The sequence below is a fragment of the Azospirillum sp. FG154 genome (assembly GCF_057809575.1).
The window spans coordinates 1-25,434 of the sequence record NZ_JBMDKF010000042.1; the positions used below are offsets into that span (position 1 = coordinate 1).

Sequence of the window (25,434 nt, forward strand, 5' to 3'; positions counted from 1 at the left end):
GCTCCGTTCGGACCGCGTCGGCGCTGTTCGCGTCGGGAGGCGCTTTATAGGCGGGGCGACTTGACCACGCAACTGCTTTCTTCGGGCGTAATGCATTTTTTTGACACACCCCTTCGCCCGCAAATTGGAACATCCATATATGGGCGGCTTGACCTTCCCCGATCATCGTCGCCCTGCCCCAAGCCGGGACCGCAAAATCGGACAATTGGAACGCCAGCAGACACGAATGGCAGGGTGGCGCGATGATGAGCACCAAAAGGCAGCAAACACTTGACCGCCGACGCACGGCGGATCATCAAGACGGGGACGTCGCAAGCAGACGGCGGCTCCTCAAGGCAAGAATGATTCGCAAGGTTGGTCGGTGTTTATCGTGCTTTCAACAGACCGCAACGGATCGTTCCACCGCCCCCCTTGGGAGATGACATCTCCGCTTGCGGGCAACTCTTCTTTAACCAACGGATCCTACAACGGACGAGCGGCGACCAGCCGCTGTCAGCCGACCGCCGGAGCCGTGTCTTGATCGGATCCGCAAGGCGCCGCCGCGCTGATTCCCAAAGGAAGGCTGATACAGCGTGACATTGCTGAGCGCACGGGCATCCATCCAGGACGAGGCCCCGTCTTCCCTTCTTTCCACACCGCTGACCGCCGCTCTCCACATCGGGGGCGTGAACGGGTCATGGCTGACCGGCGTTGTGGAGCCGTCTTTTTTACGCGATGAACTGCTGGGCGATATTCCCGCCGCCAGCGCCGCGCGCGCGCCCGGTCACACGGCGATTTTGTTCGATGGCCGCCGCGTCAGCTACGCTGAGCTGGACGCGCGCGCCAACCGCGTCGCCCATGGGCTGCGGGCGCGCGGCATAGGGCGGGGGTGTTACGTTGGCCTGTGGATGGCCCGTTCCCTGGATCTCCATGTCGCTTTGCTGGGCATCCTGAAGGCGGGCGCGGCCTATTTGCCATTTGACGCCGACGCTCCGACGGAGCGTGTGGCCATCAGCTTGGCCGATTGCGCGGCCCCGGCCCTTCTGGTCGATCTCGTCACCGGATCGAAAGCCTCCGCCTTGGGCGTTGAGACTCTGCGGATTGGCGACGTGCTGTCCGATGACGACCGCGCCATCGATCTGCGGGCCGAGGGCGTCACCCCGGACGATCCGGCTTACGCCATCTACACCTCGGGTTCGACCGGCAAGCCCAAGGGCATTGTCATCAGCCACCGCAACATCTGCCATTACCTGCGCGCCGCCAACAGCGTCTATGGCCTGACCGCCGAGGACGTGGCGTTTCAGGGGGCTTCGGTCGCCTTTGATCTGTCTCTGGAGGAAATCTTCGTCCCCTATCTGGTTGGCGCCACCCTATGGGTGGCCAGCCGCCAGACCTTGGAGGAAGTGGACCGGCTGGCCGACGTGCTGACCGAAGCGGGCGTCACCGTTCTGGACACCGTCCCCACCCTGCTGGCGATGATGCCGCGCGACATTCCATCGCTGCGCGTCATCATTCTGGGCGGCGAAGCCTGCCCGCCCGCCATCGCCGCACGCTGGTGCCGACCGGGCCGCCGCCTGTTCAACAGCTACGGCCCGACCGAAACGACGGTGGTCGCCACCATCGCCGAGGTGCGCCCGGACAGCCCCGTCACCATTGGCCGCCCAATCCCCAACCACACCGCCTATGTCGTTGACGAGGCGTTGGCTTTGGTTCCGCCAGGCACGCAAGGCGAATTGTTGATCGGCGGTCCCGGCGTGGCCCAGGGTTATCTGGGGCGTCCCGATCTGACGGCGGAGAAATTCATCGCCAACCCGTTCCAGCCCGATGGATCAGCCCCAACGCTCTATCGCTCGGGCGACGCGGTCAGCGTCGATGAGAACGGCAATCTGCTGTTCCATGGCCGCATCGACGATCAGGTCAAGATTCGCGGCTTCCGCCTCGAACTGGGGGAGATCGAAGCCAAGCTGACGGACCTTCCCGGCGTGGCGCAAGCCACGGTCGTGCTGCGCGCCGACTACGGGCTGGATCGGCTGGTCGCCTTTCTGGTCGCCCAACCCGGGACCGACCTGGACGTCGCCGCGTTGCGCGCGGCGTTGCGCGCCCAACTTCCCAGCTACATGGTTCCCGCCCATTACGAACGGGTGGACAGCCTGCCTCGCTTGACCTCGGGCAAAGCAGACCGCAAGACGCTGCAAACCGTCACACTGACGGAAGACAACGGCGCCGACGAACAGGACGAGCCGCGCAGCGCGACCGAAGCCGCCCTATTGAGCGCCGCCCGCCGGGTTTTTCCGGGTCAGAGCATTCCATTGGAAGGCGATTTCTTCCTGGATCTCGGTGGTCACTCGCTGTTGGCCGCGCGCTTCGTGTCAGCGGTGCGGGAAAACGCCGAACTGGGTGTGCTGACTTTGCAGGACGTCTATGGCGCCCGCACCCTGCGCGCGATGGCCGAACGGCTGGAGGCCAAGGCCCCGCGCGGCGCGGGCGGCAAGGCCGTCCCCCCTGCGGATTTGTCTTTCACCCCGCCGCCGCTGATGCGCCGCTTCCTCTGCGGTTTGGCGCAGGCGGCGGCGTTGCCCTTCATCCTGGCGCTGATGACGGCGCAATGGTTGGGCGTGTTTGTCAGCTACATGCTGCTGTCGGGCGAAGACGCCACGATGTTCCAAGAGGTTGGAACCTTGCTGGGCGTCTACGCCGTCATCAACATCGCCACTCTGGTCATCGCCATCGCCGCCAAATGGCTGGTGATCGGGCGGACCAAGCCAGGCCGCTACCCCTTGTGGGGCGTGTATTATTACCGCTGGTGGCTGGCGCAACGCTTCATCAGCCTGGTCCATCTGAAATGGTTCCAGGGATCGCCGGTGATGCGCGTCTTCCTGCGCGCGCTGGGCGGCAAGGTTGGCGACGCGGCGTTGATCGGCGAGATCGAGTCCGGAGCGCTGGATCTGGTCAGCATCGGGCGGGGCGCGGCCATCGGCGGCAAGGTCAAGCTGGCCAACGCCGAGGTCATCGGCAACGAACTGGTGATCGGCTCCATCGACATCGGCGCGGACGCCTACATCGGCACCTCCTGCGTCATCGGGCATGGCGCGGTGATCGGCGAGGGAACCGAACTGACCGATCTGACCGCGCTGCCCGCCGGGGTGGAAACCGGCGCTTATGAAAAATGGGACGGCTCCCCCGCCCGCAAGATCGGCGTGGTGGACCGCGACGCCTTGCCGGAAGAGGCGACCGCCGGGCCGCTGCGCAAGACGGCGCAGGCGATCATCTACGCCCTGGCCCTGCTGGCGCTGCCGCCCATCGCCTTGATCCCAATTTACCCGGCCTTCTATCTGTTCGACCGGCTCGACGCCATGATGGGCGGGCTGTTCAAGGTCAATTACCTCTATTACGTCCCAGCCATCGCATGGCCGACGGCGATGGCCCTGGTCGGCGTCACCGTCTTCCTGATCGCCGGGGTGCGCTGGGTGTTGTTGCCGCGCGTCCAGGCCGGAACCTACTCGGTCCACAGTTGGTTTTACGTCCGCAAATGGATCGTCGCCCTGTCGACCGAGGTGATGCTGGAAACCCTCAGCTCGCTCTACGCCACCGTCTACATGCGGGCGTGGTATCGGCTGATGGGCGCCAAAATCGGGCGTGACGCCGAGATCTCGACCAACCTCGCCGGACGCTATGATCTGGTGGAGATCGGCGAGAAGTGCTTCATCGCCGACGAGGTGGTGCTGGGCGACGAGGACATTCGGCGCGGTTGGATGGAGCTGAAGCCGGTCAAGACCGAGGCCCGCGTCTTCGTCGGCAACGACGCCGTGGTGCCGCCGGGGGCGATCATCCCGACCGGCTGCCTGATCGGCATCAAGTCCAAGCCACCGACCAATGACGAGATGCAACCGAACGACACCTGGTTCGGCAGCCCGCCGATCAAGCTGCCGGTGCGCCAGAAGTTCGACAACATCTCGTCCAATTGGACCTTCGAGCCGTCGCGCGCCCGCCGTTTGGGCCGCGCCCTGTTCGAGGCGTTCAGCCTGTCGATGCCGACGATGCTGTTCATCACCTTCGGCACCTTCGCGGTGGAGCTGTTCGCCCCGGCGATCATCGACGGGCGTTATCGCGATTTCCTGTGGCAGTTCATCGGCGTCAGCGTCGCCATCCCGTCGGCCATGGTGCTGATGGTCGTGCTGGTCAAATGGGCGCTGATGGGTCGCTACACCCCCACCATGAAACCCATGTGGTCCTGGTGGGCGATGCGGACCGAAGCGGTGGCCGTGCTCTATTGGGGGTTGGCGGGCAAGGTTCTGCTCGACCATCTGCGCGGCACGCCGATGCTGCCCTGGGTGCTGCGGCTGTTTGGCACGAAGTTTGGCCAGGGCGTCTTCATGGACACCACCGACATCACCGAATTCGATTGCGTGTCGATCGGCGATTACACGGCGGTGAACGCGTTGTCGGCCTTGCAGACCCATCTGTACGAGGATCGGGTGATGAAGGTTGGCCGCGTGTCGGTCGCCCAAGGCGTCACCGTCGGGGCCGGGGCCACCGTGCTCTACGACACCCACGTCGGCGAATTCGCCCGGTTGGGACCGTTGACGCTGGTGATGAAGGGCGAAGACATTCCGGCCCACACCGAATGGGTCGGCGCGCCCGCCGAACCGGCGGAACAGGCCCCATCGGACGCCTCGGGCGGTCTGAAGGCGGCGGCGTAAGCAGTCGGCCAAGCCGCAACCAATCAAGGGCTGCGCTTTGCCGCAGCCCTTTTTGTTGGGCGCTATCGCCGCAGCCGCCCCGTCGCGTCCGCCTTATCGTTGTGTCGTCCCCCCAGCGGTGTATAAGGGGGGCCGAGCGCGGCCCCGCCCCTTTCCGCGCGCCGGGGATTGATCCGGCGGACCGGAAAAGCGGCGAACCGCACACGGATATTGCCGAAGGAACGCCCCATGCCCGACGACATCGCCTCAGCCAACGGAGCCGCTGGCCTGTTTCCGCTCGCCAAGGACGAAACGACCTACCGCAAGCTGTCTTCCGACCATGTGTCCGTCGTCGATTTCGACGGCGAGCAGGTTCTGAAGGTGGAGCCGGAAGGTCTGCGTCTGCTGGCCGAGGCGGCCTTCGCCGACATCAACCATCTGCTGCGCCCCGGCCATCTGGCCCAGTTGGCGAACATTTTGAAGGATGACGAGGCCTCGCCGAACGACAAGTTCGTGGCGCTCGACCTTCTCAAGAACGCCAACATCGCCGCCGCCGGGACGCTGCCGATGTGCCAGGACACCGGCACCGCCATCATCATGGGCAAGAAGGGCCGCCGCGTCTGGACCAAGGGCGGCGACGAGGCCGCGCTGTCCGAAGGCGCGCGCGACGCTTATCTGAAGCGCAACCTGCGCTACAGCCAGCTCGCGCCCATCTCGATGTATGAGGAAAAGAACACCCGCAACAACCTGCCCGCCCAGATCGACATTTATGCGGAGGGCGAGGATTATTACAAATTCCTGTTCATGGCCAAGGGCGGCGGGTCGGCCAACAAGACCTTCCTCCATCAGGCCACCCCGTCGGTGCTGGCCCCCGACCGCTTGCTGAAGTTCCTGGAAGACAAGATCCGCTATCTCGGCACCTCGGCCTGCCCGCCCTACCATCTGGCCATCGTCATCGGCGGCCTGTCGGCGGAACAGAATCTGAAGACGGTCAAGCTGGCCTCGGCCCGTTATCTGGACGGTCTGCCGACCAGCGGCGGTGAAGACGCCCACGCCTTCCGCGATCTGGCGATGGAGGCCGAGGTTCACAAGCTGACCCAGAACATGGGCATCGGCGCCCAGTTCGGCGGCAAGTATTTCTGCCATGACGTCCGCGTCATCCGCCTGCCCCGCCATGGCGCCTCGCTGCCCATCGGGGTTGGCGTCTCCTGCTCGGCGGATCGCCAAGCGGTCGGCAAGATCACCAAGGACGGCATCTTCCTGGAGCAGTTGGAAACCGATCCGGCCCAGTATCTGCCGGAGATCGGCGACGAGCATCTGTCCGACACGGTCGTCAAGATCGACCTGAACCAGCCGATGGCCGACATCCGCGCCACCCTGTCCCAGCACCCGATCCGCACCCGCCTGTCGCTGACCGGCTCGCTGATCGTCGCCCGCGATCTGGCCCACGCCAAGCTGCGCGCCCGTCTGGACGCGGGCGAGCCGCTGCCGGATTACTTCAAGAACCACCCGATCTATTACGCCGGCCCGGCCAAGACGCCGGAAGGCTACGCCTCGGGATCCTTCGGCCCGACCACGGCGGGGCGGATGGACAGCTTCGTCGATCAGTTCCAGGCGGCGGGCGGCTCCATGGTCATGCTGGCCAAGGGCAACCGCAGCCCCGAAGTGACGGCGGCTTGCAAGGCGCATGGCGGCTTCTATCTCGGCTCCATCGGCGGCGCCGCCGCCCGGCTGGCGCAGGATTGCATCAAGAAGGTCGAGTGCGTCGAGTATCCCGAATTGGGCATGGAAGCCATCTGGCGCATCGAGGTCGAGGATTTCCCGGCCTTCATCATCGTCGATGACAAGGGCAATGATTTCTTCAAGGAATTGAAGCTCGCGTAAGGCCGACTTGCCGTTCCTCGCGTCCTGCGCCTATCATGGCCGGGACGCGAGGGAGGCTTTCGGCATGGACGGCGCACAGGACCGACCGGGGCAAAAACGCCCGGTGACGGTGTTGTTGGACGAGGAGTTGGCGCGCCGCGCGGAATCCCTGACCGGCAACCTGTCGGATCGGGTGGAGAAGCTGTTGACCGACTATGTCGCCCAGGAGGAGCGCGACCGTCGGCTCGACGCGGCCATCGCCGCCCTCAACGAGTTCGACGCGATTCATGGCTCCTTCGCCGACCAGTATCTTGACGATCTCTGATGCCTCAGTTTGACGTTCACCGCAACCGGAGCGCCAACCGTACCGGCGTCCCATATCTTTTGATCGTGCAATCGCAGCGATTTGATCCGAGCAACCGCCGGGTGGTCGTGCCGTTGCTGCCCGCCAACAAGGTTCGCGCGACCGATCCATCATTCACGCCCGTTTTCATGGTCGATCAGCGCGACGTGGTTCTCCACCCATTGCAAATTGTTTCCATTCCCTCCGACCATCTCGGCGAGAAGGTCTGTTCGCTCGCGGACGACGGCGACCGCATCATTGCGGCGCTGGATTTGTTGATTTCTCGCGCCTGGGGATAAGCCACCCGTGACACCCGCCCAAATTCAAGACCGCATCCTCTTCCGCGACGGTCTGATGCTCATCATCGACAAGCCCGCCGGGTTGCCGGTCCACGCCGGGCCAGCGGGCGGCCCCAATCTGGAACGGCACTTCGACGCCCTGCGTTTTGGCTTTCCCAAAGCCCCGTCGCTGGCCCACCGGCTGGACCGCGACACCTCGGGCTGTTTGATACTCGGTCGCCACGCCAAGGCGCTGCGCAAGATCGGCATCCTGTTCCAGGATGGCAAGGTGGACAAGACCTATTGGGCGGTGGTCGCCGGATCGCCCCCGGCGGAATCCGGGCGCATCGAGTTGACGCTGTCCAAGGTCTCGAACAAGACCGGCGGCTGGCGGATGGTCGGCGGGCTGCCCGACGGGCAAACCGCCATCACCGATTATGTGGTCAAGGGCCGGGCCAACGGGATGACGTGGCTGGAATTGACTCCGCACACCGGGCGAACCCACCAGATCCGCGTGCATTGCGCCTCCATCGGCTGCCCGCTGCTGGGCGATCCGCAATATGGCGGGCCGGACGGGCATCCGCTGCATCTGCATTCGCGCGCGATCTCCCTGCCGCTCTACCCAAAGCGTGAGCCGGTCGGGGCCGTCGCCCCGATTCCCGCCCACATGCGGGCCGCGCTGGCCGCTTGCGGGTTTGCCGAAGACCCAAATCAGGGGTAGGCTTCTTCATCGCTGCATTGCAGCATGACGATTCCGAGGACGCGCATGATCCCCATTGGCGCCACCACCGCCCGTTGGATGACCTTGCGCTACGGCGTCGCGCTGGCGTTGATCGCGCTGGGCACGCTGGCCGGTTTCGTGATGACCGAGCGGGTGATTGGTCAGCATGAACGGATGCTGGAGGTGGTCAATGTTTCAGGCCGCCAGCGCATGCTGTCCCAGCGCACCGCTTTGCTGGTCGAACAGCTCAAGCACAACCCGGACGCCTATTCCCGCGCCGATTTGGCCCGCCAGTTGGTCGAAGCCACCGACATGTTCGAGGCGGCGCACCGCCGGTTGAGCGGGCAGGCCAATCCCGCCGACGGCCCGGCTTTGGGGCCGCCGCCCAAGGATCTGTTCTTCGGCGGCTTCGATCCCCTCGACCCGTTGGTGAGCCGCCACATCGCCGCGTTGCGCGCCGTCATCGCCGCCGCCCCCGGCGGCTTGCCCCCCGGCATGGCCGAGGCCGATTACGTGACCGCCCAGGCCCTGGGGCCGTTGCTCGACCGGCTGGAGATCATGGTCGCGCTCTATCAGGAGGAAGGCGAGGCGGGCTTCCACTCCTTGCACCGGATGGGAATGGCGGCGTTGATCCTGACGCTGCTGACGCTGATGGTCGAGGCGTTGGTGATCTTCCGCCCAATGACCCGCCATGTCCGCGACCAGTTCACCGAAATCGCCCGAATGACCGACGCCATCGAGCGGGCCAACGCCACGCTGGAGCAGCAGGTGCGCGAACGCACCGCTGAATTGCACGCCGCCAAGAACGCGGCGGAGCAGGCCCACCGCGCCAAATCGCGTTTCCTCGCCCACGCCAGCCACGATCTGCACCAGCCCTTGCAGGCCATCGGCATGTTCACCGGCATGCTGGAACGCCAGAGCCAGACCGCCAAAGCGACGGCGATGCTGACCGATCTGAAGGCGGCGCAACGGTCGATGCGCGATCTGCTGAACGCGATTTTGGAAATCTCAAAGCTGGAATCCGGCGTGGTGTCGCCCAAACCCACCGACGTCCCGCTCTCCCCCCTGCTCGACCAGTTGGAAGCCGAATTCGCGGGACAGGCCGAGGCGAAGGGTTTGCGTCTGCGCGCCGTGCCGACCGACGTCGTGGCGCACAGCGATCCGGCCCTGCTGGAGCGCATCGTCCGCAACCTGATCGCCAACGCCATTCGCTACACCGAAGAGGGCGGCGTGCTGGTCGGCTGCCGCCATCGCGGCGGCGGGTTGTGGATCGAGGTTTATGACAGCGGACGCGGCATCGCCGAAACCGACCGCCGCCGCATCTTCGAGGAGTTCGTCCAGCTCGACCGCCCCGACCGCGACCGCAGCGAGGGAATCGGTCTGGGCCTGGCCATCGTCGAACGTCTGGCCCGCCTGCTTGGCCATCCTCTCACTGTCCGCTCCATCGAAGGCAAAGGCGCTGTCTTTTCCGTCCAAGTGCCGGAGGTTACGCCCCGTCGGAGCGCGCCACCGGCAAGCGGACGCTGACGGTCGTTCCCTCCCCTTCCCGGCTGCGGACATCCAACGTGCCGTGCAGCAGCTCGACGAAAGAACGCACCAACGGCAGGCCGAGGCCGGTGCCGCCCGCCCGGCGGGACAATTGGCTGTCCACCTGCCCGAAGGGCTGCAAGGCGATGGCGATGCCCTCGGCGCTCATGCCGATTCCGGTGTCCGCCACCTCGATCAAGATCCGGTCATGGTCGGGCCGCACCCGCAGCGACACCTGACCACCCGAACCCGTGAACTTGACCGCGTTGGACAGCAGGTTCAGCAAAATCTGCTTCACCCGCACCGGATCGCCCAGCAAAAGCGGCGTGTCCTCGGCCACCGAATCGAGCAGGGTGATGCCGCCCTCCTCCGCCCGCTCGGCGATCAGCAGCAACGAGCTGTCCACCGCGTCGCGCACATTCATCGGCTGAGGGTAAAGATCCAGCTTGCCCGCCTCGATTTTGGCGACGTCGAGAATGTCGTTGATGACCGCCAGCAGATGCTGGCCGGATTTGCCGATGACCCCGGCGTAATGCAGATATTTCGGATGGCCGATCGGCCCGACGATCTCGCTTTCCATCATTGAGGAAAAGCCGATGATCGCGTTCAGCGGCGTGCGCAGCTCGTGGCTCATGTTGGCCAGAAATTCGCTTTTGGCCCGGTTGGCCAGTTCGGCCTGCTCCTTGGCCTGGATCAACGCCTGTTCGGCCCGACGGCGCTCCTGCACCTCCTGCATCAGGGCGCGGGTGCGTTCAGCCACCCTCATTTCCAACTCGTCGCGGGCGTGACGCAGCGCCAGTTCGGCGCGCTTGCGCCGCGTGATGTCCTGGCCGACGCAGATGATCGCCGGGGCGACTCCTTCGGTTTCCGGCAGGCGGTTCATGTTCCACAACAGCACCCGTTCGCCCACCCCGGCGCGGTCATGCTGGACCTGCTCGAAATTGCGGACTTCCTGCCCTTCCCCGGCGATGGCGAGTTGCGCGGCGAACACCCCGCCGGGCCGTTCCCCGACCACCTCCATCCAGGACCGCCCGATGGCGCTGTCGGGATTCAGACCGAAGGCGCGTTCGGCCTCGCGGTTGGCCTCCTGCACGCGGCCATCCTGGCCCAGAACCAAAATGATGCTGGCCGCCGTTTGCACCAGAGACCGGAATCGCGCTTCGCTGGCCCGCAACCCGGCGTCGCGCAACCCAGCGTCGCGCGTTTTGTGGGGGTCCAGAGCCGAACGGGCCTCCAACGCGGCGATGCGCCGTTCGAGACGGCGGATCGTCTCCTCCGGCGTCTCGTCGGACGCCCGAGAGGAGTCATCGGCGGCTTGACTGTGCGGAAGCGAGGCCGCGCGCTTCATCCCCTCAGCCCTCACTAGCCCATTCCGTCACGCAGTCTGCGACCAAACGACACACCGAAGCAAGCGCCCATCGGTTCCGAAAGGCGCGGCGTCAGGCCGCCTCATGCTCCGTCTGCATCATGTCGCCCAATTTGGTCAGGAGGAAATCCAAATCCTCCGGCGCCAGATCCTCATACTGGGTCAGGATGCGTTCGATCAGGCGGCGACGGTGACGCTCCCGGTCGCCGGGTTCGCCGTCATAGGGAGTCTCACGCAACACGTCGATGGCGATCCGGCAGGCGGGCAACAGGGCCGACGGCAATTTCGCCTTGTCGTACAGGGATTTCAGCCCCAACCGCCCGGCGTCGTGGATCAACAGCCGCGCGTTGGTCATCGGCACGTTGGCCATCTGCGAGATCGCGTGCTCGAAAAACGCGATGTCGCCGGTGCACAGCGAGCGGACCAGCAGAGACGGCGTCAGGCGCCCGGTGCGCGCCAATTGGGCGACCAACCGTTCCAGCGCGATTTCGTCATTCTCGCCGCTGAACAGCGCGACGGTGGCGCGCTCGCGGCTTTGCAGGATCAAATCGGAAGCGACCTTGGCCGAAAGCTCATGATGCGACACCAGATGCTGGCGCAGCTTTTCCGACACCACCGCCACCAGCCGTTCGGCGATGGTGATCGGCAATTTGCCCCGATGGACCAACGGATCCTGCACAGCTTCGCTGGCGCCGAAACGGTCGATCACCTTGCCCAGCGTCTGCTCGCCCAGTTCCGCCCCTTCGTTGGCGACCAACGCCGCCACGGCCTTTTCCGACCCGGTTTCCACCAGCGCGTCGGCGACGGCGGCGGGAACGTTCGGGCGCTGGGCGATGGCCACGCTTTTGGAATCGGCGCCAGACCGCAAGATCTCGACCAGATCGGCGCTGGTCAGCACGGTGGACACGCTGAGCAGCGGGATCGCCACCGCCTCCACATCCCGCGCCATGGTCAGGGCGACGTCGCGCGGCAGCGCCGGGTTGGATTTCAGATTTTCGGCCAAAGTCTGGCGGACGCTGACCACCGTGTCGTTCACCATCACCCGGATGATGTCTTCGGCCAGCTTGCGTTCGCTGGCGGACAGTTCCTCGCCGCCAAACTGACGGGCGATCTTGGCGGCAAGATCGGTTCGGCTGTTGGGCGACGGGTCCGACAACAGTCGAACGACGTCGGCTTGGGTCAAATGCTCGGTCATGGGTCGCGGACCCTTCCTGCCCTTGGTCTGCCCCCTTATGGCCGGGAGCACTTCCTCAGGCTAAAGGATGTGATGAAACTGTTGAACCTTCATTAACGAAGAAGGCGCGACGGATCGGCGGAAATTGTCAGACCGCCCCCCTCATCCTCCACGAACCGGGGCGGTTCTGGAAGGATCGAGCGACGGCGCCGGGTTCCCCGCGCCAGCATGTCCACCTCGGCAATTTGCTCTTCCACCGAGATGGGGCATTGGGACGCGACCTCCAACCCCCGATCCTCATAAACATAGGCGTCGGGATGTTCGTTCGCCCAGCGACTGATCGCCGCGTCCCGCTCACGCAGCAAACGGATGATCTGGGGACGGAACAAGCGGACCAGCCCGGTGATCCAGCGGTTGGCTGGCCACGAGGGACGGGCGTGATCGACGATGAAGGAATCGAGCATGGCCACCACGTCGTCCGCCGCGTACCAGGTTTCGCCCGTCACCCAGCGGTTGGTGGTGAACAGCCGCACCGGCTGCCCGGCCACGTCCATGGCGACGCCGATCAAATGGGACAGCGCGTCGTTGTCATTGTCCGGCGGGGTGTAATCCGGCAACGGCGCCGGGCGGATTCCCGACGGCATCCCGTGCGGGCGCAGAAAACTGTGGAAATGGCCATGCTCACCCTTCGGCCGTTCGTCTTCAGGGTGGCAGTGGTAATAATACTGCGCGTGATGCTCGGCGTCATAGACGTCGCCCGGCGGGTAGTGGCGCCATTCATAGAGCGTGCCATGCCCGCGCAGCAGCTCGCCGACCACGGTGTCGCCAGTCTTGGCCAGCGCCCGCTGGCAGACCCGAACCTCCCGACCGGCCTCGGCCATGGCCTCCAATTCCTCGCGGGAAAGCCCCGAAAGCTCCGTCATCAACGCCCGTCCGCCACCTCGCAATCAACCCTATTACGCACGCGGATATGCAGTTCTGGCAAGGTTTTTCCGCGCGAGGCCGCCGGTTACGGGACGGCGACGCGACCGTTGCGCAACGTCCAACTGACCAGCGCGCCGCTGATCTGGCCCAACGCCGCGTCATAGGCGGCGATCACGTCGGTGAAGTCGCGCCCACGGACGGGAACCACCGCGTCAAAGGTTTCCCCGGCTTCGATGGTCCGGCGCGGCATCGCCACCAGCTTGGCCGACAGGCGGACATGCACGCGGTCGGGGCTGGTCGCGCCCGGCGTCGCGTATTCGGCCTGGAAGTCGCGCAACTCCGATTTCAGGACGAGATCGGAGCGCAGCCCCATGGTGTCGCGCCCGACGGACAGGATCCGCCCGCTGTCCTCAAAGGATTGGACGATCACCCCCTGGACCATGTTCGGCGCCCGGTCGGCCCAAGACACGTCGGCGAAATAGTCGAGCGTGGTCGGGGTGCGCGACAGGGCGATGCGCGGGGTGTCGACGCCCGCCGCCGCTGATGGCGTTTCGACCAGCAATTGCCACGTCACCGTCGGCGCCCCAGCCTCGATCACGGCGCGCGGCGTCAGGGTGTAGAGCTTGGGCGCGGTGGGATTGATGATCGTCGAGCAGGCCGTCAGCCCCAACAGCGCCAAACCAAGCCCCACCCAGGACGCAAGCCGCCCCGCCATCCGTGTTCGACCGTTCATTTGCCCCGCACCTCCACACCCTGCCGGGTTCCGCCGAACAGGAAGTTCGACGGGTCGTTCTCGATCCGCGTGACCACCCGCGACAACTGACCCGACAGGTCGCGCAACTGAGCGATCAACAGACTCAAGTCATACAGCCCCGTCGCCGTAAAGTCGCGCACCGGCGCGCGATTTTCCGCCAAAAGGCCGCTCAGTTCGGTCGATGCGCGCTTGAGCGACTGGATCAACTCGCGGCTGTCGCCGGTCAATTGCTTGGCGCCGCTGTTGACGGTGGCCAGCGTGTCGCGCGCCTGAATGATCGTTTGATCCAGATGCGGGCCGACCGGCTCCAGTCCTTTCAGCGTGTCCCGCGCCTGCGCCATCGTGTCGTCCAGCCCCGCCGTGGCGCGGGCCAGATCGCCGCTGATTCGGCTGACGTTGGCCAGAATGTCGGTCATCGCCTTTTGATTGTCCGCGTTCATCATGTCGCCCAAGCGGGCGATCAATTCCGACGCCCGACTGACCAGTTGCGGCGCGCTGTCCACCACCGCCGACAGAGAGGAGGTTTTCGAGGGGATCACGGGAATCCCATCCGGCGCGGTCGCCTTCAACCGTTCCGCCCCCGCCGTCCCGCCGGAAATCTGCACATAGGCGCCGCCGGTGATGCCCTGCATTTCCAGCGAGGCGATGGAATCGGCCATGATCGGCGTGTCGTTCTGCACCTGAATGGTGACGCGCACGCGGGTGACGTTGTCAGGATCGAGCCGGATGTCGCCCACCGTTCCCACCGGCACGCCGCGATAGCGCACCGGGCTGCCCGGTTGCAGCCCCGTGACCGATCCGGTGAAATACACCCGGTAGGGCTGGCGGGTCTCCTCCAACTGGACCTTGGCGATCCAGACGGAGAAGCCCAGCATGCCGGCGATCAGGACCAGAACGAAGCTGCCGACCAGAATGTAGCTGGCGCGCGTTTCCATGACTTGCCTCAATCCGTCGCGTGACGCGCGGCGCGTCCACGCGGTCCGTGAAAATAATCGTGAATCCAGGGATGCGGATCGACCAGATGCTGCTCCAGCGTCCCCACGCGGATTTTCTTGTCCACCAGCACCGCGATGCGGTCGCAAATGGTCGTCAGACTGTCCAGATCATGCGTCACCATGAAGACCGTCAGGCCAAGACTGCGTTGAAGGTCGCGAATCAACGTGTCGAACGCCGCCGCCCCGATGGGATCCAGCCCAGCGGTCGGCTCGTCCAGAAACAGGATGGCCGGGTCGAGCGCCAGAGCGCGGGCCAGCGCCGCCCGCTTGACCATGCCGCCGGACAATTGCGAGGGTTGCTTGGCCCCGGCGTCCGACGGCAGCCCAGCCATGGCGATCTTCACCCGCGCGACCTCGCCAATCAACGACGGCGGCAGGTCCGTGTGCTCCCTCAACGGCAGCATGATGTTTTCCGCCACCGTCATCGAACTGAACAGCGCGCCGTTCTGGAACAGCACGCCGGTGCGCGCCTGAAGCGCGGCGCGCGCGGCGCGCGACAGGTCGGCGGTGTCGTGACCCAAAAGTTCGATCCGCCCGGCGGCGGGCTTTATCAGACCAAGAATTTCTTTCAGCAGCACCGATTTTCCGGTGCCGGACCCGCCGACGACGCCCAGCACCTCGCCCGCGCGAACATCGAGATCAAGCCCATCATGGATGGTCTGCGTCCCGAATCGGGTGGCGAGATCCCGCACCCGGATGACCGGTGGGGCGCTGGTCGGCAGACCGGGGGCGAAACTCTCGCTCATCACACGCCCAACACGGAAAACAGCACGGAGAACAGCGCGTCGATGACAATCACCAGAAAGATCCCCTCGACGACGGATTTGGTGGTCAGGGTTCCAACGCTTTCGGCGCTGCCCGACACCTTCAACCCCTCGTAACAGCCGACCATGGCGATGACCAGGGCGAAGACCGGCGCCTTTATCAGCCCGGCCATCACCGTGCCGATGCCGACCGCCGTGTGAAGTTGCAGGATGAACTGACCGAAGGTGATGTTGAGCGTCGCGTAGCTCATCACCGCGCCGCCGAACAGCCCCATGATGTCGGCGTAAAAGGCCAGCAGCGGCAGGCTGACCATCAGGGCGATGGCGCGCGGCACCACCAGCAGTTCGATGGGGTCCAACCCCATGGTGCCGATGGCGTCCACCTCTTGGTTGACCTTCATCGTGCCGATCTGCGCGGTGAAGGCGGAACCGGAGCGTCCGGCGACGATGATCGCCGTCATCAGAATACCGATCTCGCGCAGAACCGACACCCCCAGCAGATTGACGACGTACAGCTCCGCCCCAAAGCGCTTCAACTGGTCGGCCCCTTGAAAGGCCAGGACCACGCCGATCAAGAAGGACAGCAGCCCAAGAATCGGCAGCGCGTTCAAGCCGGTCTGTTGAATGTGGTGGAACACGGACGTCACGCGCAGCCGCGACGGGTGGAGCAGCAACCGGGCGAAGGTGATGGTGACAAGGCCGAGAAAGCCAATGAGATCCAGCGCCTCTTTCCCCGCCGCGATGGAGTCCTCGCCGATTCCGGCGATCATGTCGATGATCGGGTGATGGGCCGGCGCGACGATCTTGACCGCCGCCTTGCTCGCGCCGCGCACCGCGTCGATCAAGGCGGCGTGTTCGGGCCGGGCGTCCAGGACCGTCACCTTGCGGCCTTCCGCCGTCAGCCGGTCGGCCAACCCCATCAGCAGACACGCCCCCACGGTGTCGAGCGCCTCAAGCCCGGCAAGGCCAAAGCGCACGGTCCCCGCCGTTTTGGCGAGTTGGATCGCGTCCAACGCGGCGGTGGCCGCGTCGGCGACGTCCAGCGTCCAGCGCCCGCCCGCGTCCAGGCGCCACGCCCCATCGCCGGTCGCCCCGTCGCTCCCCGCATCGCCTTGCCGCGACTCGATCCACACCCGTTCCGCCACCACGCCGCGCACCCGCTCCGCCCTCGTGTCACCCTTGCGGGCTAGACGGTGGCGATGCGGACGCGGCGGGTCAACCCCGCAGCGCATGCATAGGCCCGATGGCTGCGGCCCGATCCCTGCGGCGCAACGCCCGTTTGCGCGCCGTCATCCCACCCGATAGAGTGCGGCGTTGGTCGGCGTCGCGCCACGCTCCTGGACGGACCTCATCCCATGGATTTGAAAACCCACATTCGCGGCATCCCGGATTTCCCGAAGCCGGGCATCCTGTTTTACGACGTGTCGCCGTTGCTGGCCCATGGCCCGGCCTGGAAAGCCGCCATCGACCAACTGGCGGAGGCGATTCGCCCGCACAAGCCCGATTTGCTGGTCGGCATCGAGTCGCGCGGCTTTCTCGTCGCCGCGCCGCTGGCGCTGGCGCTGGGCGTCGGCTTCGTCATGGTGCGCAAGCACGGCAAGCTGCCGGGCGACAAGGTGAAGCATTCCTACGATCTGGAATATGGCACCGACACCATTGAGGTGCAGGCCGACGCGGTGACGCCGGGGCAGCGCGTGGTGATGCTGGACGATCTGCTGGCGACCGGCGGCACGATGGCCGCCGCCATCAGCCTGCTGCGTCAGGTCGGCGCCGACGTCCGGGCCGCCGCCTTCCTGGTGGAACTGACCTTCCTGAACGGGCGCGACAGGTTGGACGTCCCCAGCGTCTCGTTGATGGCCTACGACGAGTGACCCTTCCGCTGTTGGGTTAAGGCCGCAACGCCACCACCTCCGCCTCCCGCCGCAAAACCGGGCGAGGGGCGGGCGCGGCCTCCTCCTTGCCCAGAACGAGGGTGAGGTAGCGCATGCAACTGACCCGCAGGAACGAGGCGAGATTCGGCACCTCGCCGCGCGCCTCGACGATCTCGTCATACAGCTTGGCGATCAGTTGATTGACCGTCATGCCGTCGCGCGCGGCGATGTCGGCCAGCACGTCCCAGAACAGATTCTCCAGGCGGATGCTGGTCACGACCCCGTGGATGCGCACGGAGCGCGACCGGCATTCGTAGAGAATCGGATCGGCCTTGACGTAGATCTCGCACATGCGCCGCTCTCCTTCGTCCCGGCTTCGGTCCGACGTCTGGTTTATTCCGCGTTCAGCGCCGTGAGGAACAGCGCCAGCCACGCCGGGTGCGCCGGCCAGGCCGGGGCCGTCACCAGTTTACCGTCCGCCACGGCGGAATCGAGCGGGATGTCGGCGTATTCGCCACCCGCCAACTCGACCTCCGGCTTGCAGGCCGGATAGGCCGACACCCGGCGGCCTTTCAGCACCCCCGCCGCCGCGAGAAGCTGCGCGCCATGGCAGACCGCCGCCACCGGCTTGTCTTGGGTGAAAAAGGCCTGGACCAGCGCGATGACGTCGGCGTTCAGCCGCAGATACTCCGGCGCCCGTCCGCCGGGGATGACCAACCCATCATAGCCCTCGGCTTTGACCGACTCGAACGAGGCGTTGAGGGTGAAGTTATGGCCACGCTTTTCGCTGTAGGTCTGGTCGCCCTCGAAATCATGGATGGCGGTGGCGATGCGGTCGCCCGCGTGCTTGCCCGGACAGACGGCGTGCACGGTGTGGCCGACCATGGCGAGCGCCTGGAACGGCACCATCGTCTCATAATCCTCGGCGTAATCCCCAACGATCATCAGGATCTTCTTCGCGGCCATGGAACCCTCCCGTATCTGCGCATTGGATTGCGGAGCCGATCATCCGGCAGAGCGACTATCCCACCGTCCCCGCGCGGGTGGGTAACAATGGGCTACTCGCGACGGGAAAATCTTGCCGTCGCCTTGAGACTTTTGCCGGGCGCGCATAAACAACCGCCGGTTCCAGCCGACGGAATCCTTGCAAACGCTGGCTTCACCATTCTGGCCCGCTTCCTGCATTCCCTGTGATGTGGATCACTCCGGCGCGGACACGCCGAACCGGAGCAGGCGAGGAGAGCGGTCATGGTCAGTTTGTCCAGTTTCGGCGATATCGGCAGCATGGCGCAGAGCCTCCAGCAGTCGATCGACGCGGCGGTCAAGCGCGTGCAGCAACAGGCGTCGGGGACCGCCGACACCGGCGCCAAGGGCAAGGTGCAGGAGTATGAACAGTCGGTCGCCAAATCGGCGACCAACACCGCCCCCTTCGCCACCAACATCGGCACGCTCATCAAGGACAACAGCCGCCTGAACGTCTTCAGCTCGCTGGCGTCGAACGATCCCGCCGATTTCTACAAATTCTCGGTCGTCGCCAAGGGCGCCGCCACCATCGGCACCGTCGGCGACGCCGGGGTGCGCGTGCAGTTGATGGACCGGCAGGGCAAAGTCGTCGCCGACAGCAACAAAGATGCCGGATCGGCCTACGACGCCTTCAAGAAAATGCAAAAGGGCGAGTTGGAACTGGACAAGGGCGACTACACGGTGCGAGTCGCCCGCGACAAGGACGTGCCGGTGAAAGACGCCAAAAGCTATGGCGTGCAGTTCCGCATGGGCAGCTACAGCAAGGATTACGACACCATCGCCAAGCAACCGGCCCAGGGGTCCAACCCCTTCGGCGGCAACACCAAGCTTCAGGGGTTGGCGGCGATGCTGAACGGCGGCAGTTCCTCCACAAGTAGCAGCGCGCTCAGCCTGTTGGGGTCAAGCGGCGGCTATGGCGGGCGCGGCTCGTTGATGAACGCCCTGTTCTAGCCGATGGTTCTGGCCTTCAAACCAAACGGTCGCGCCCCGATTCCTTGACCAACAGCACCGCCTGCGTGCGGCTTCCGACCCCCAAGACCTTCAACACGCCGGTCACATGCGTCTTGACCGTGGACAGGTTCAACCCCAACCGCTCGCCAATGTCCTGGTTGGACAACCCCTGAGCCAGCAGATCAAGCACCTCCAACTGGCGGCGGGTCAAGCCGTCGAACAGACTGGGAGCGGCGGCGCGTGACGCCGTGGCGGTGGAGACGCCACCCGGCATGCCGAGCACGGGCGGCACATAGGATCCTCCAGCCATCACCAGCCGCAGGATGTTGACCACCAGCACGTCATCGGTTGATTTCGGAATGAAGGCCCGCACGCCGCGCGACAGCACCGCCCGCATTTCATCGGGCGACTCGATCATCGAAAAGACGGCGACCGGCGCCGGAGCCACCCGCCTGACCAGCGCCTCGACCTCGTCAAGGCCGCCAAGGCCGGGCATCCGCAGATCCATGACGATCAGGTCGAAACTGCTCCCCTGATCGAGAATGGCGCCGACTTGGCCAAAGCTGGTTGCGGCAATCACCGTGGCCTGCTCATCCAATTCCCCAACCAAATGGGTCAAGCCGCTGCGGACAATGGAATGATCGTCAGCGATCAGAACCTGCATGAAACGTCCCGAGCCAAAAATACGCGTTGCGCCATCATCGTCATACGCTGACGCAACGCTTCACGCCACCCCATTACGCAAAACAACGCGAGCAAACATCCAATCGCCAAACACCACCGTATTGCGGCGTTGCAACAACCCCATTCAGCATCCATTCTGCAATCATCCGCCGAACAAACCATTTCCCCTGCTGGTCGGAACGGGTCGGGGGCCGCCGCCAACACGTGAACCACGATGCTTGAACCATGACGCTCGCCAACAAACTCACGCTCCGCCACCCCTTCGACGACGCTCCTGAACCGGGCTGCGCCCGGCCCGTGGCGCCGGGCGTCCTGTGGATCCGGCTGGCCCTGCCCTTTCAGTTGGACCACATCAACGTCTGGGCGCTGGATGGTGGGGAGCGAGGCTGGACGCTGGTGGACACCGGCCTGGGCGACGCCCGCACCCGCGACTCGTGGGAGGGGCTGTTCACCGGCGCGCTGGAAAACCGCCCGGTTGAGCGGGTCATCGCCACCCATTTCCACCCCGATCACATCGGCTTGGCCGGATGGTTGGTGGAGCGCACCGGCGCGTCCTTCGCCGCGTCGCTCACCGAATGGCTGTTCGCCCGCATGTTGTCCGCAGGCGGCGGCCCGGCGATGGACGGAGCGGTCGAGCGCTTTTACCAGCGCAGCGGCCTGGAGGGCGAGGTTCTGGCCGCCGTGCTTGGCCGCAAAAGCGCCTACACGCGCGGCGTGCCCAGCGTTCCGGCGGTGTTGACTCGCCTGCGGGCGGACGATGATCTGACGATTGGCGACTCGACATGGCGGGTGATCGGCGGCGGCGGCCACACCGCCGAGCCTGTGTGTCTGCACGACGCGACGCGCGGCCTGCTGATCCCCGGCGACCAGATTTTGCCGCGCATCAGCCCAAACATCAGCGTCTGGCCAACCGAACCGGACGCCGACCCGCTAACCGACTATCTGACGAGTTTGGAGGCATGGTCAGCCCTCCCCCCCGACACGTTGGTCCTACCGTCGCACGGCCTGCCCTTTTACGGTTTGCACCGCCGGGCGGCGGAATTGCACGCCCATCATCGCGCGCGGTTGGAGGAAATCACCGTGCAATGCGCCAGCCCGCAGACCGCCGCGATGGTGACGCGCACCCTGTTCAACCGCCCCCTCGATCCACACCAGATGGTGTTCGCCATAGGCGAAGCCATCGCCCACCTCAACCACCTGATCCGTCGCGGCATTTTGAAGCGCCACGACGGGCCGGACGGCGTTGATCTCTACCAGCGACAGAGTTAAAAGCGCTGACGGGAAGAAACATTTCGCGTCGGTCCCATCAAGACGGGGGAGCGAGGACAAAAGCCATGCTCAGTCGATTTCGCGCCCAACTTTGAATGTGACCCGCTTGCCAATCCCCCGGCAGCCACATTGATCCCGATGCCCAGACATATCGCCAGAAAAGGCAACACGAACCTCCATCAACCTCACCATGTCGGAACATCACATTGGAAAAAATAAATTTTTGTGGGGAAAAATCCTCTATTCCCCCAGCAATTACCGGGATTTTAGTGTTTATTTTTCTTTTTCTAAAACTTTCATTCGACAATTGGTCGTTTTTATCAGAAGATTTTATTCCAGTGGCTGACGCCGCAACCGATATGCTCTTGGTTCAACAAGCACCGCTCGGCACGCTTTTGACGGGACATTACACTTTTTTGGCCGTCAATCATCCAGGTCCATTTTTTCTCTACATTCGCTATTTCGCTCAGATATTCGTTGGACCTTTCGTCGCGTCTCTTTATGGCGCGCATCTGTTCGGGATGATGGCGACCAGCGCCGCATGCGCTGGTGTGCTGGCGACCGCCCTGCATCGCCTCACCGGCGGCGGATTTGCTGGCGCGGTGGCCGCCGTCACCGCAGTCCTCATGATGCTTCTCCAATTTGCCGGTCAGGACGCCTTGGCGACGCTTTTGATGTCCGACATCGTGATATTGCCGTTCCTAATGTTCTTGGCGACGGCGATGCTCCTCCTGCGCGGGTCGCTTTTCGGACTGCTCTCCGCCACTTTCGCCATGATGGCTCTTGTCCATGCCTACATTCCTCTTGTCCCGATCGTTGGAATTGTTTGGTCAGCTTGCGCGGTCATCGGGCGGCGAACGCACGTCCGGACAACTGGAATGGATTTCCCGCCAACGGGTTACGCCGCAGTCGCCGGGATCGTCGCGATTTTCCTGGCGCCCATTCTGCTCGACATCGTCGTGCATCCGCCCGGCAACATCATGAAAATTCTCGCCGCCACTGCGGAAAACCAGGAAATGCCGCACGCCTCGGTTCCAGAGCTTTTGCGCTTTTTCAGCAGCAACACCCTGTCCCTGCGCCCGTTTCTCTGGCTGGTGATCGTGGCGGGAGCCACGATTTCTCTCCGAACTGGACGATATGGCGCTCTTTGGCGGAACACGCTGCTCGTCGTCCTGCTGACGCACATCACAGCCACGCTGGTGTTCGCCCGCGCGCCGGCGCCGCTGCGGGGCTATACTGGCAGCTTCCTGATCGCATTGCCGCTTCTGGGCGTCATCTCTGGAACCGCTGTCATTGTTCTCGAACTCAGCCGCAGCCACCTTCGGGCGGCTGTCGCATCGGCGGTCACGCTGTCGCTCGTCTTCGCCGCAGGTTGCTCGCTCACCCGCAGCAATCTGTTCCGGGCCAGCGAACTCAGAGCGCTTTCCCGCGCCATCGCCTCAGAGAACCCAACTGGCAGCCAAATCGTGCTGCATCTTTCGCCCAGTTGGCACGCCGTCATGGGAAAAGCCAGTGGCCTGATGGTGGATCTTGATAGGTTTGGCATTCATGCGTGCGTTCAAGATATCGACAAAGCCTATTTCTTCACGCCTGAAAGGATCTGCGCGCCGGAAACCGCCAGCACCAAGCACTATCTCCTCGAACTCGCGGCCCGCTGCGAATTGATCTTTGATGAGGCTCCAGATTTCCGGAGCCTCACACCCATCGGGCGCTCCGTGTTGACCTTTGCAATGGATGCGTTCCGCAATATCAGCATTGATATCGATTGGCTCTTCAAAAGACTGAGAGTTTTCGAGCGAGCGCCGGGCGCTCCTAATTCGACAAGCGTCTGCGCTTTCGTGTCGGCATCCCCTGATCCTCCTTTCGCGCATGCCTGCAATAGCGCCGTATGCTACGCTCTGCGACGCCAAAACTAGGGCCGACTGCGCAAAGGCGAAGCAGCTTGAAACGTCAATCGGATCAAGGAACACAGCGTTAAGAGCGCCCGCCGTTTCAGATCAAGCGCCCGGCGCGCCAAGACAGAGGCTTTTGATCCTGGCAAGTCAGGATCAAAAGCATCCAAGGCGCCCCCACACCAGTCAACATTAGCCCTCCGTTGCGATCTCGAATTGCTGGTTGTCGAGCAGCGCCATGACCGACAGGGTTTTCAGCGTCTTTGGATCGTCTGTGCGTTTGAGCTGGGCGTGCTGGGTTCCCATGCCGTCCTTGCGGATCGCCACGACCTGCCAGAAACCGCCGCTGGGGCCGAGCTTGCGGTAGACTTGACCTTCAACAACTTCGCGCTTTCGGCGCATGTCTCTCTCCAAAACACATCCCGATCCGGGACCGCCCATACTGAGCGATCCGACAGCCGCCATTGAAGCACAAAACATCCCCGCCGTGACGCACGTCCGTCAAATGCCACGGCATCGCCACAATCCGACCCTGATTGCGCCGCAGCAAACCCAATCAACGCTACCTGCGATCCCTTTGCCCCTGGAATAAACATCATCCGGACGGGTTCATCGGTCTATGGACACCGACCTCGACACATTGGCCTTCGCGACTCGCCTGGTCTCGGAACTGGGGGAGAACGCCATCCGACTCAGCCACGTTCACTGGGTGGAGCTGACGGCCAGCGACCAGCCGCGCGCCGCCGCCTTCTGGCGCGACGTTCTGCGCAGCTCCGAACGCCTGTTGGCCCGACAGGGCGGGCATGACGACCCGCTCGCCACCTACACCGGCGCCGGCGCCGGCGCCATCCGCGTCAACCGGCCCATTCCGTAACCCACTTCATGAAGCGGCGGACGCAAAAAGGGTCCGGCAATCGCTTGCCGGACCCTTTCGTCTCACACAAACAACCGTTGGAAACGGTTACTTGACCTGAGCGTAGGCGCCGTTGCTCCACTTGTACCAGACATAGTCCGGCGTGGTCAGGTCGCCCTTGGCGTCAAAATTGACCTTGCCATTGACGGTGTCAAAGCTGGTCTTGCGCAGCACGGCGGCAACCTTGTCGACGTCGGTCGAACCGGCGGCCTTCACGGCCTCGGCCCACACCTGCACGGCGGCGTAGGTGTACAGGGTGTAGCCTTCCGGCTCGTAACCCGCCTTGCGGAACTTCTCGACCACCGCCTTGGCGCTCGGCTTCTCACGCGGATCGGGACCAAAGGTCATCATGGTGTTCTCACCGGCGGAGCCAGTGATCGCCCAATACTCGTTGGTCACGAGCGCGTCACCCGAGATGAGGGCGGCGCTCAGTCCCTGGTCCTTCATCTGACGGGCGATCAGGCCCGCTTCGGTGTGATAGCCGCCGATGTAGATCGCCTCGACCCCCGTCGCCTTCAGCTTCGACACCAGAGCCGAATAGTCCTTCTCACCCGCCGTGTAGGCTTCGTAGATGGCTTCCTTCTGGCCGCCCGCGTTCAGCGACTTCTGCGTCTCGTCGGCCAATCCCTTACCATAGGCCGACTTGTCATGCAGAATGGCGATCTTCTTGCCCTTGAACTTGTCCAGCAGATACTTGCCGGCGATCATGCCCTGCTGATCGTCACGACCGCAAACGCGGAAGACGTTCTTCAGGCCCTGCTCGGTCAGCTTCGGGTTGGTCGAGGCCGGGGAGATCTGGAGGATGCCTTCTTCGGCGTAGACCTGGCTCGCCGGGATCGAAGAACCCGAGCAGAAGTGACCGGCCACGAACTTCACACCGGCCTTGGCCAACTGGTTGGCGACGGCCACAGCCTGCTTGGGATCGCACGCGTCGTCGCCGACTTCCAGCTTCAGCTTCTGACCAAGCACGCCGCCAGCGGCGTTGATGTCGGTCACGGCCTGTTCCATGCCCTTCTTCATCTGCTCGCCGAAGGTGGCGTATTGGCCGGTGATCGGGCCAGCGGTCGCCACCGCGATGTCGGCCTTGGCGGCCGTCACGGAGAGCGCGGTCGCCGCCACGGCGGCGAGAAGGGACAGCTTGAATTTCATGGGTGTGCTAGCTCCCTGTTCGTTGAGAAGGTCCCTGTTGCAACATACCCCCGGCCCTTGCGGGCCTTCATCGCCGGGTCCCCTCCGGCGATGTTCTTTTTACCACAATCCACCCGGTCGGCACTGCGACAGTTTTGCGAAACCGGCGGATCTTGTGGCCTATTCTATGCGCGCGAAGCCATTCGCCAAGCCCTATTCACGGCCCCTATTCGGCCAAACCGCCACCCACGCGCTCGCGCCAATGAAAGGGGCCGAACCGCTCATAGATCCACGGATACTGGTTGACCATTTTTCGCGCGATGGCCATTCGGTATG

Annotated in this window: 24 protein-coding genes; 11 read left to right on the top strand and 13 right to left on the bottom strand. The window is 64.4% G+C overall.

What is annotated here, in order from left to right:
* The first annotated feature begins 572 nt into the window (after window positions 1-572).
* The 6 genes from ACODS4_RS27005 (at window position 573) to ACODS4_RS27030 (ending at window position 9,390) form a co-directional block, all read left to right on the top strand.
* Window positions 573-4,679, top strand: a complete 4,107-nt coding sequence (locus tag ACODS4_RS27005; protein ID WP_488868778.1) for a Pls/PosA family non-ribosomal peptide synthetase — start codon at window positions 573-575, stop codon at window positions 4,677-4,679.
* A gap of 228 nt (window positions 4,680-4,907) precedes the next feature.
* Complete coding sequence (locus tag ACODS4_RS27010; RefSeq protein WP_488868780.1) at window positions 4,908-6,542, top strand: fumarate hydratase; 1,635 nt, start codon at window positions 4,908-4,910, stop codon at window positions 6,540-6,542.
* A gap of 64 nt (window positions 6,543-6,606) precedes the next feature.
* Window positions 6,607-6,846, top strand: coding sequence for a type II toxin-antitoxin system CcdA family antitoxin (locus tag ACODS4_RS27015; RefSeq protein WP_488868782.1), 240 nt, complete (start codon window positions 6,607-6,609; stop codon window positions 6,844-6,846).
* Window positions 6,846-7,163, top strand: coding sequence for a CcdB family protein (locus ACODS4_RS27020; RefSeq protein WP_488868784.1), 318 nt, complete (start codon window positions 6,846-6,848; stop codon window positions 7,161-7,163). Before ACODS4_RS27015 ends, ACODS4_RS27020 begins: the two co-directional genes overlap by 1 nt.
* Window positions 7,164-7,170: 7 nt before the next feature.
* On the top strand, window positions 7,171-7,863 hold the full coding sequence (locus tag ACODS4_RS27025) for an RluA family pseudouridine synthase (protein ID WP_488868786.1): 693 nt from the start codon (window positions 7,171-7,173) through the stop codon (window positions 7,861-7,863).
* A 45-nt stretch (window positions 7,864-7,908) separates the two neighbouring features.
* The gene (locus ACODS4_RS27030; RefSeq protein ID WP_488868788.1) at window positions 7,909-9,390 is read left to right on the top strand and encodes an ATP-binding protein; all 1,482 of its coding nucleotides are present in this window, start codon (window positions 7,909-7,911) and stop codon (window positions 9,388-9,390) included.
* Here the strand turns inward: ACODS4_RS27030 and ACODS4_RS27035 are convergent.
* The 7 genes from ACODS4_RS27035 to ACODS4_RS27065 all read right to left on the bottom strand — a co-directional run bounded on the left by ACODS4_RS27035 (window position 9,350) and on the right by ACODS4_RS27065 (window position 16,524).
* Window positions 9,350-10,738, bottom strand: a complete 1,389-nt coding sequence (locus ACODS4_RS27035) for a PAS domain-containing sensor histidine kinase (RefSeq protein ID WP_488868790.1) — start codon at window positions 10,736-10,738, stop codon at window positions 9,350-9,352. The genes ACODS4_RS27030 and ACODS4_RS27035 overlap by 41 nt on opposite strands.
* A 91-nt stretch (window positions 10,739-10,829) precedes the next feature.
* The gene (spbR, locus tag ACODS4_RS27040) at window positions 10,830-11,951 is read right to left on the bottom strand and encodes a SpbR family protein (protein ID WP_488868792.1); all 1,122 of its coding nucleotides are present in this window, start codon (window positions 11,949-11,951) and stop codon (window positions 10,830-10,832) included.
* Window positions 11,952-12,043: 92 nt separating this feature from the next.
* Window positions 12,044-12,853 (bottom strand): DUF6969 family protein, encoded by an 810-nt coding sequence (locus ACODS4_RS27045; RefSeq protein ID WP_488868794.1) that lies wholly within the window; start codon window positions 12,851-12,853, stop codon window positions 12,044-12,046.
* Window positions 12,854-12,939: 86 nt separating this feature from the next.
* Window positions 12,940-13,587, bottom strand: coding sequence for an ABC-type transport auxiliary lipoprotein family protein (locus tag ACODS4_RS27050; protein ID WP_488868796.1), 648 nt, complete (start codon window positions 13,585-13,587; stop codon window positions 12,940-12,942).
* Window positions 13,584-14,543: an MlaD family protein gene (locus ACODS4_RS27055; RefSeq protein ID WP_488868798.1), complete on the bottom strand. Its 960-nt coding sequence runs from the start codon at window positions 14,541-14,543 to the stop codon at window positions 13,584-13,586. The genes ACODS4_RS27050 and ACODS4_RS27055 overlap by 4 nt, the downstream gene beginning before the upstream one ends.
* Before the next feature lie 8 nt (window positions 14,544-14,551).
* Window positions 14,552-15,349, bottom strand: coding sequence for an ABC transporter ATP-binding protein (locus tag ACODS4_RS27060; RefSeq protein WP_488868800.1), 798 nt, complete (start codon window positions 15,347-15,349; stop codon window positions 14,552-14,554).
* Window positions 15,349-16,524 carry an MlaE family ABC transporter permease gene (locus ACODS4_RS27065; RefSeq protein WP_488868802.1) on the bottom strand — a complete coding sequence of 392 codons (1,176 nt, stop codon included), beginning with the start codon at window positions 16,522-16,524 and terminating at the stop codon, window positions 15,349-15,351. The genes ACODS4_RS27060 and ACODS4_RS27065 overlap by 1 nt, the downstream gene beginning before the upstream one ends.
* A gap of 198 nt (window positions 16,525-16,722) precedes the next feature.
* On the opposite strand from ACODS4_RS27065, the gene ACODS4_RS27070 reads away from it, so the two are divergent.
* Window positions 16,723-17,238, top strand: a complete 516-nt coding sequence (locus tag ACODS4_RS27070; RefSeq protein WP_488868804.1) for an adenine phosphoribosyltransferase — start codon at window positions 16,723-16,725, stop codon at window positions 17,236-17,238.
* Between the two features lie 16 nt (window positions 17,239-17,254).
* On the opposite strand, the gene ACODS4_RS27075 is transcribed toward ACODS4_RS27070, so the two are convergent.
* Together ACODS4_RS27075 and ACODS4_RS27080 are read right to left on the bottom strand one after the other, a co-directional pair.
* On the bottom strand, window positions 17,255-17,590 hold the full coding sequence (locus tag ACODS4_RS27075; RefSeq protein WP_119831386.1) for a ribbon-helix-helix domain-containing protein: 336 nt from the start codon (window positions 17,588-17,590) through the stop codon (window positions 17,255-17,257).
* Between the two features lie 41 nt (window positions 17,591-17,631).
* On the bottom strand, window positions 17,632-18,204 hold the full coding sequence (locus ACODS4_RS27080) for a DJ-1/PfpI family protein (RefSeq protein ID WP_488868807.1): 573 nt from the start codon (window positions 18,202-18,204) through the stop codon (window positions 17,632-17,634).
* Window positions 18,205-18,486: 282 nt separating this feature from the next.
* Between ACODS4_RS27080 and ACODS4_RS27085 the strand changes: the two genes are divergently transcribed.
* Window positions 18,487-19,212, top strand: coding sequence for a hypothetical protein (locus ACODS4_RS27085; protein ID WP_488868809.1), 726 nt, complete (start codon window positions 18,487-18,489; stop codon window positions 19,210-19,212).
* A 16-nt stretch (window positions 19,213-19,228) separates the two neighbouring features.
* Here the strand turns inward: ACODS4_RS27085 and ACODS4_RS27090 are convergent, their stop codons facing one another.
* Complete coding sequence (locus tag ACODS4_RS27090; protein WP_488868811.1) at window positions 19,229-19,876, bottom strand: response regulator transcription factor; 648 nt, start codon at window positions 19,874-19,876, stop codon at window positions 19,229-19,231.
* A gap of 245 nt (window positions 19,877-20,121) precedes the next feature.
* Between ACODS4_RS27090 and ACODS4_RS27095 the strand changes: the two genes are divergently transcribed.
* Together ACODS4_RS27095 and ACODS4_RS27100 are read left to right on the top strand one after the other, a co-directional pair.
* Window positions 20,122-21,165, top strand: a complete 1,044-nt coding sequence (locus tag ACODS4_RS27095; RefSeq protein WP_488868813.1) for an MBL fold metallo-hydrolase — start codon at window positions 20,122-20,124, stop codon at window positions 21,163-21,165.
* Between the two features lie 206 nt (window positions 21,166-21,371).
* Window positions 21,372-23,081 (top strand): hypothetical protein, encoded by a 1,710-nt coding sequence (locus ACODS4_RS27100; RefSeq protein ID WP_488868815.1) that lies wholly within the window; start codon window positions 21,372-21,374, stop codon window positions 23,079-23,081.
* Window positions 23,082-23,249: 168 nt separating this feature from the next.
* Here the strand turns inward: ACODS4_RS27100 and ACODS4_RS27105 are convergent, their stop codons facing one another.
* Window positions 23,250-23,459 (bottom strand): hypothetical protein, encoded by a 210-nt coding sequence (locus tag ACODS4_RS27105; RefSeq protein ID WP_488868817.1) that lies wholly within the window; start codon window positions 23,457-23,459, stop codon window positions 23,250-23,252.
* 217 nt (window positions 23,460-23,676) lie between these two features.
* Here ACODS4_RS27105 and ACODS4_RS27110 point away from each other — a divergent pair, with 217 nt between their 5' ends.
* Window positions 23,677-23,931 (top strand): VOC family protein, encoded by a 255-nt coding sequence (locus ACODS4_RS27110; RefSeq protein WP_488868819.1) that lies wholly within the window; start codon window positions 23,677-23,679, stop codon window positions 23,929-23,931.
* An 87-nt stretch (window positions 23,932-24,018) separates the two neighbouring features.
* Here ACODS4_RS27110 and ACODS4_RS27115 read toward each other — a convergent pair whose 3' ends face one another.
* Window positions 24,019-25,119, bottom strand: a complete 1,101-nt coding sequence (locus ACODS4_RS27115; protein WP_488868821.1) for a branched-chain amino acid ABC transporter substrate-binding protein — start codon at window positions 25,117-25,119, stop codon at window positions 24,019-24,021.
* 205 nt (window positions 25,120-25,324) lie between these two features.
* Complete coding sequence (locus ACODS4_RS27120) at window positions 25,325-25,426, bottom strand: DUF6867 family protein (RefSeq protein WP_488868823.1); 102 nt, start codon at window positions 25,424-25,426, stop codon at window positions 25,325-25,327.
* Window positions 25,427-25,434 lie beyond the last annotated feature (8 nt).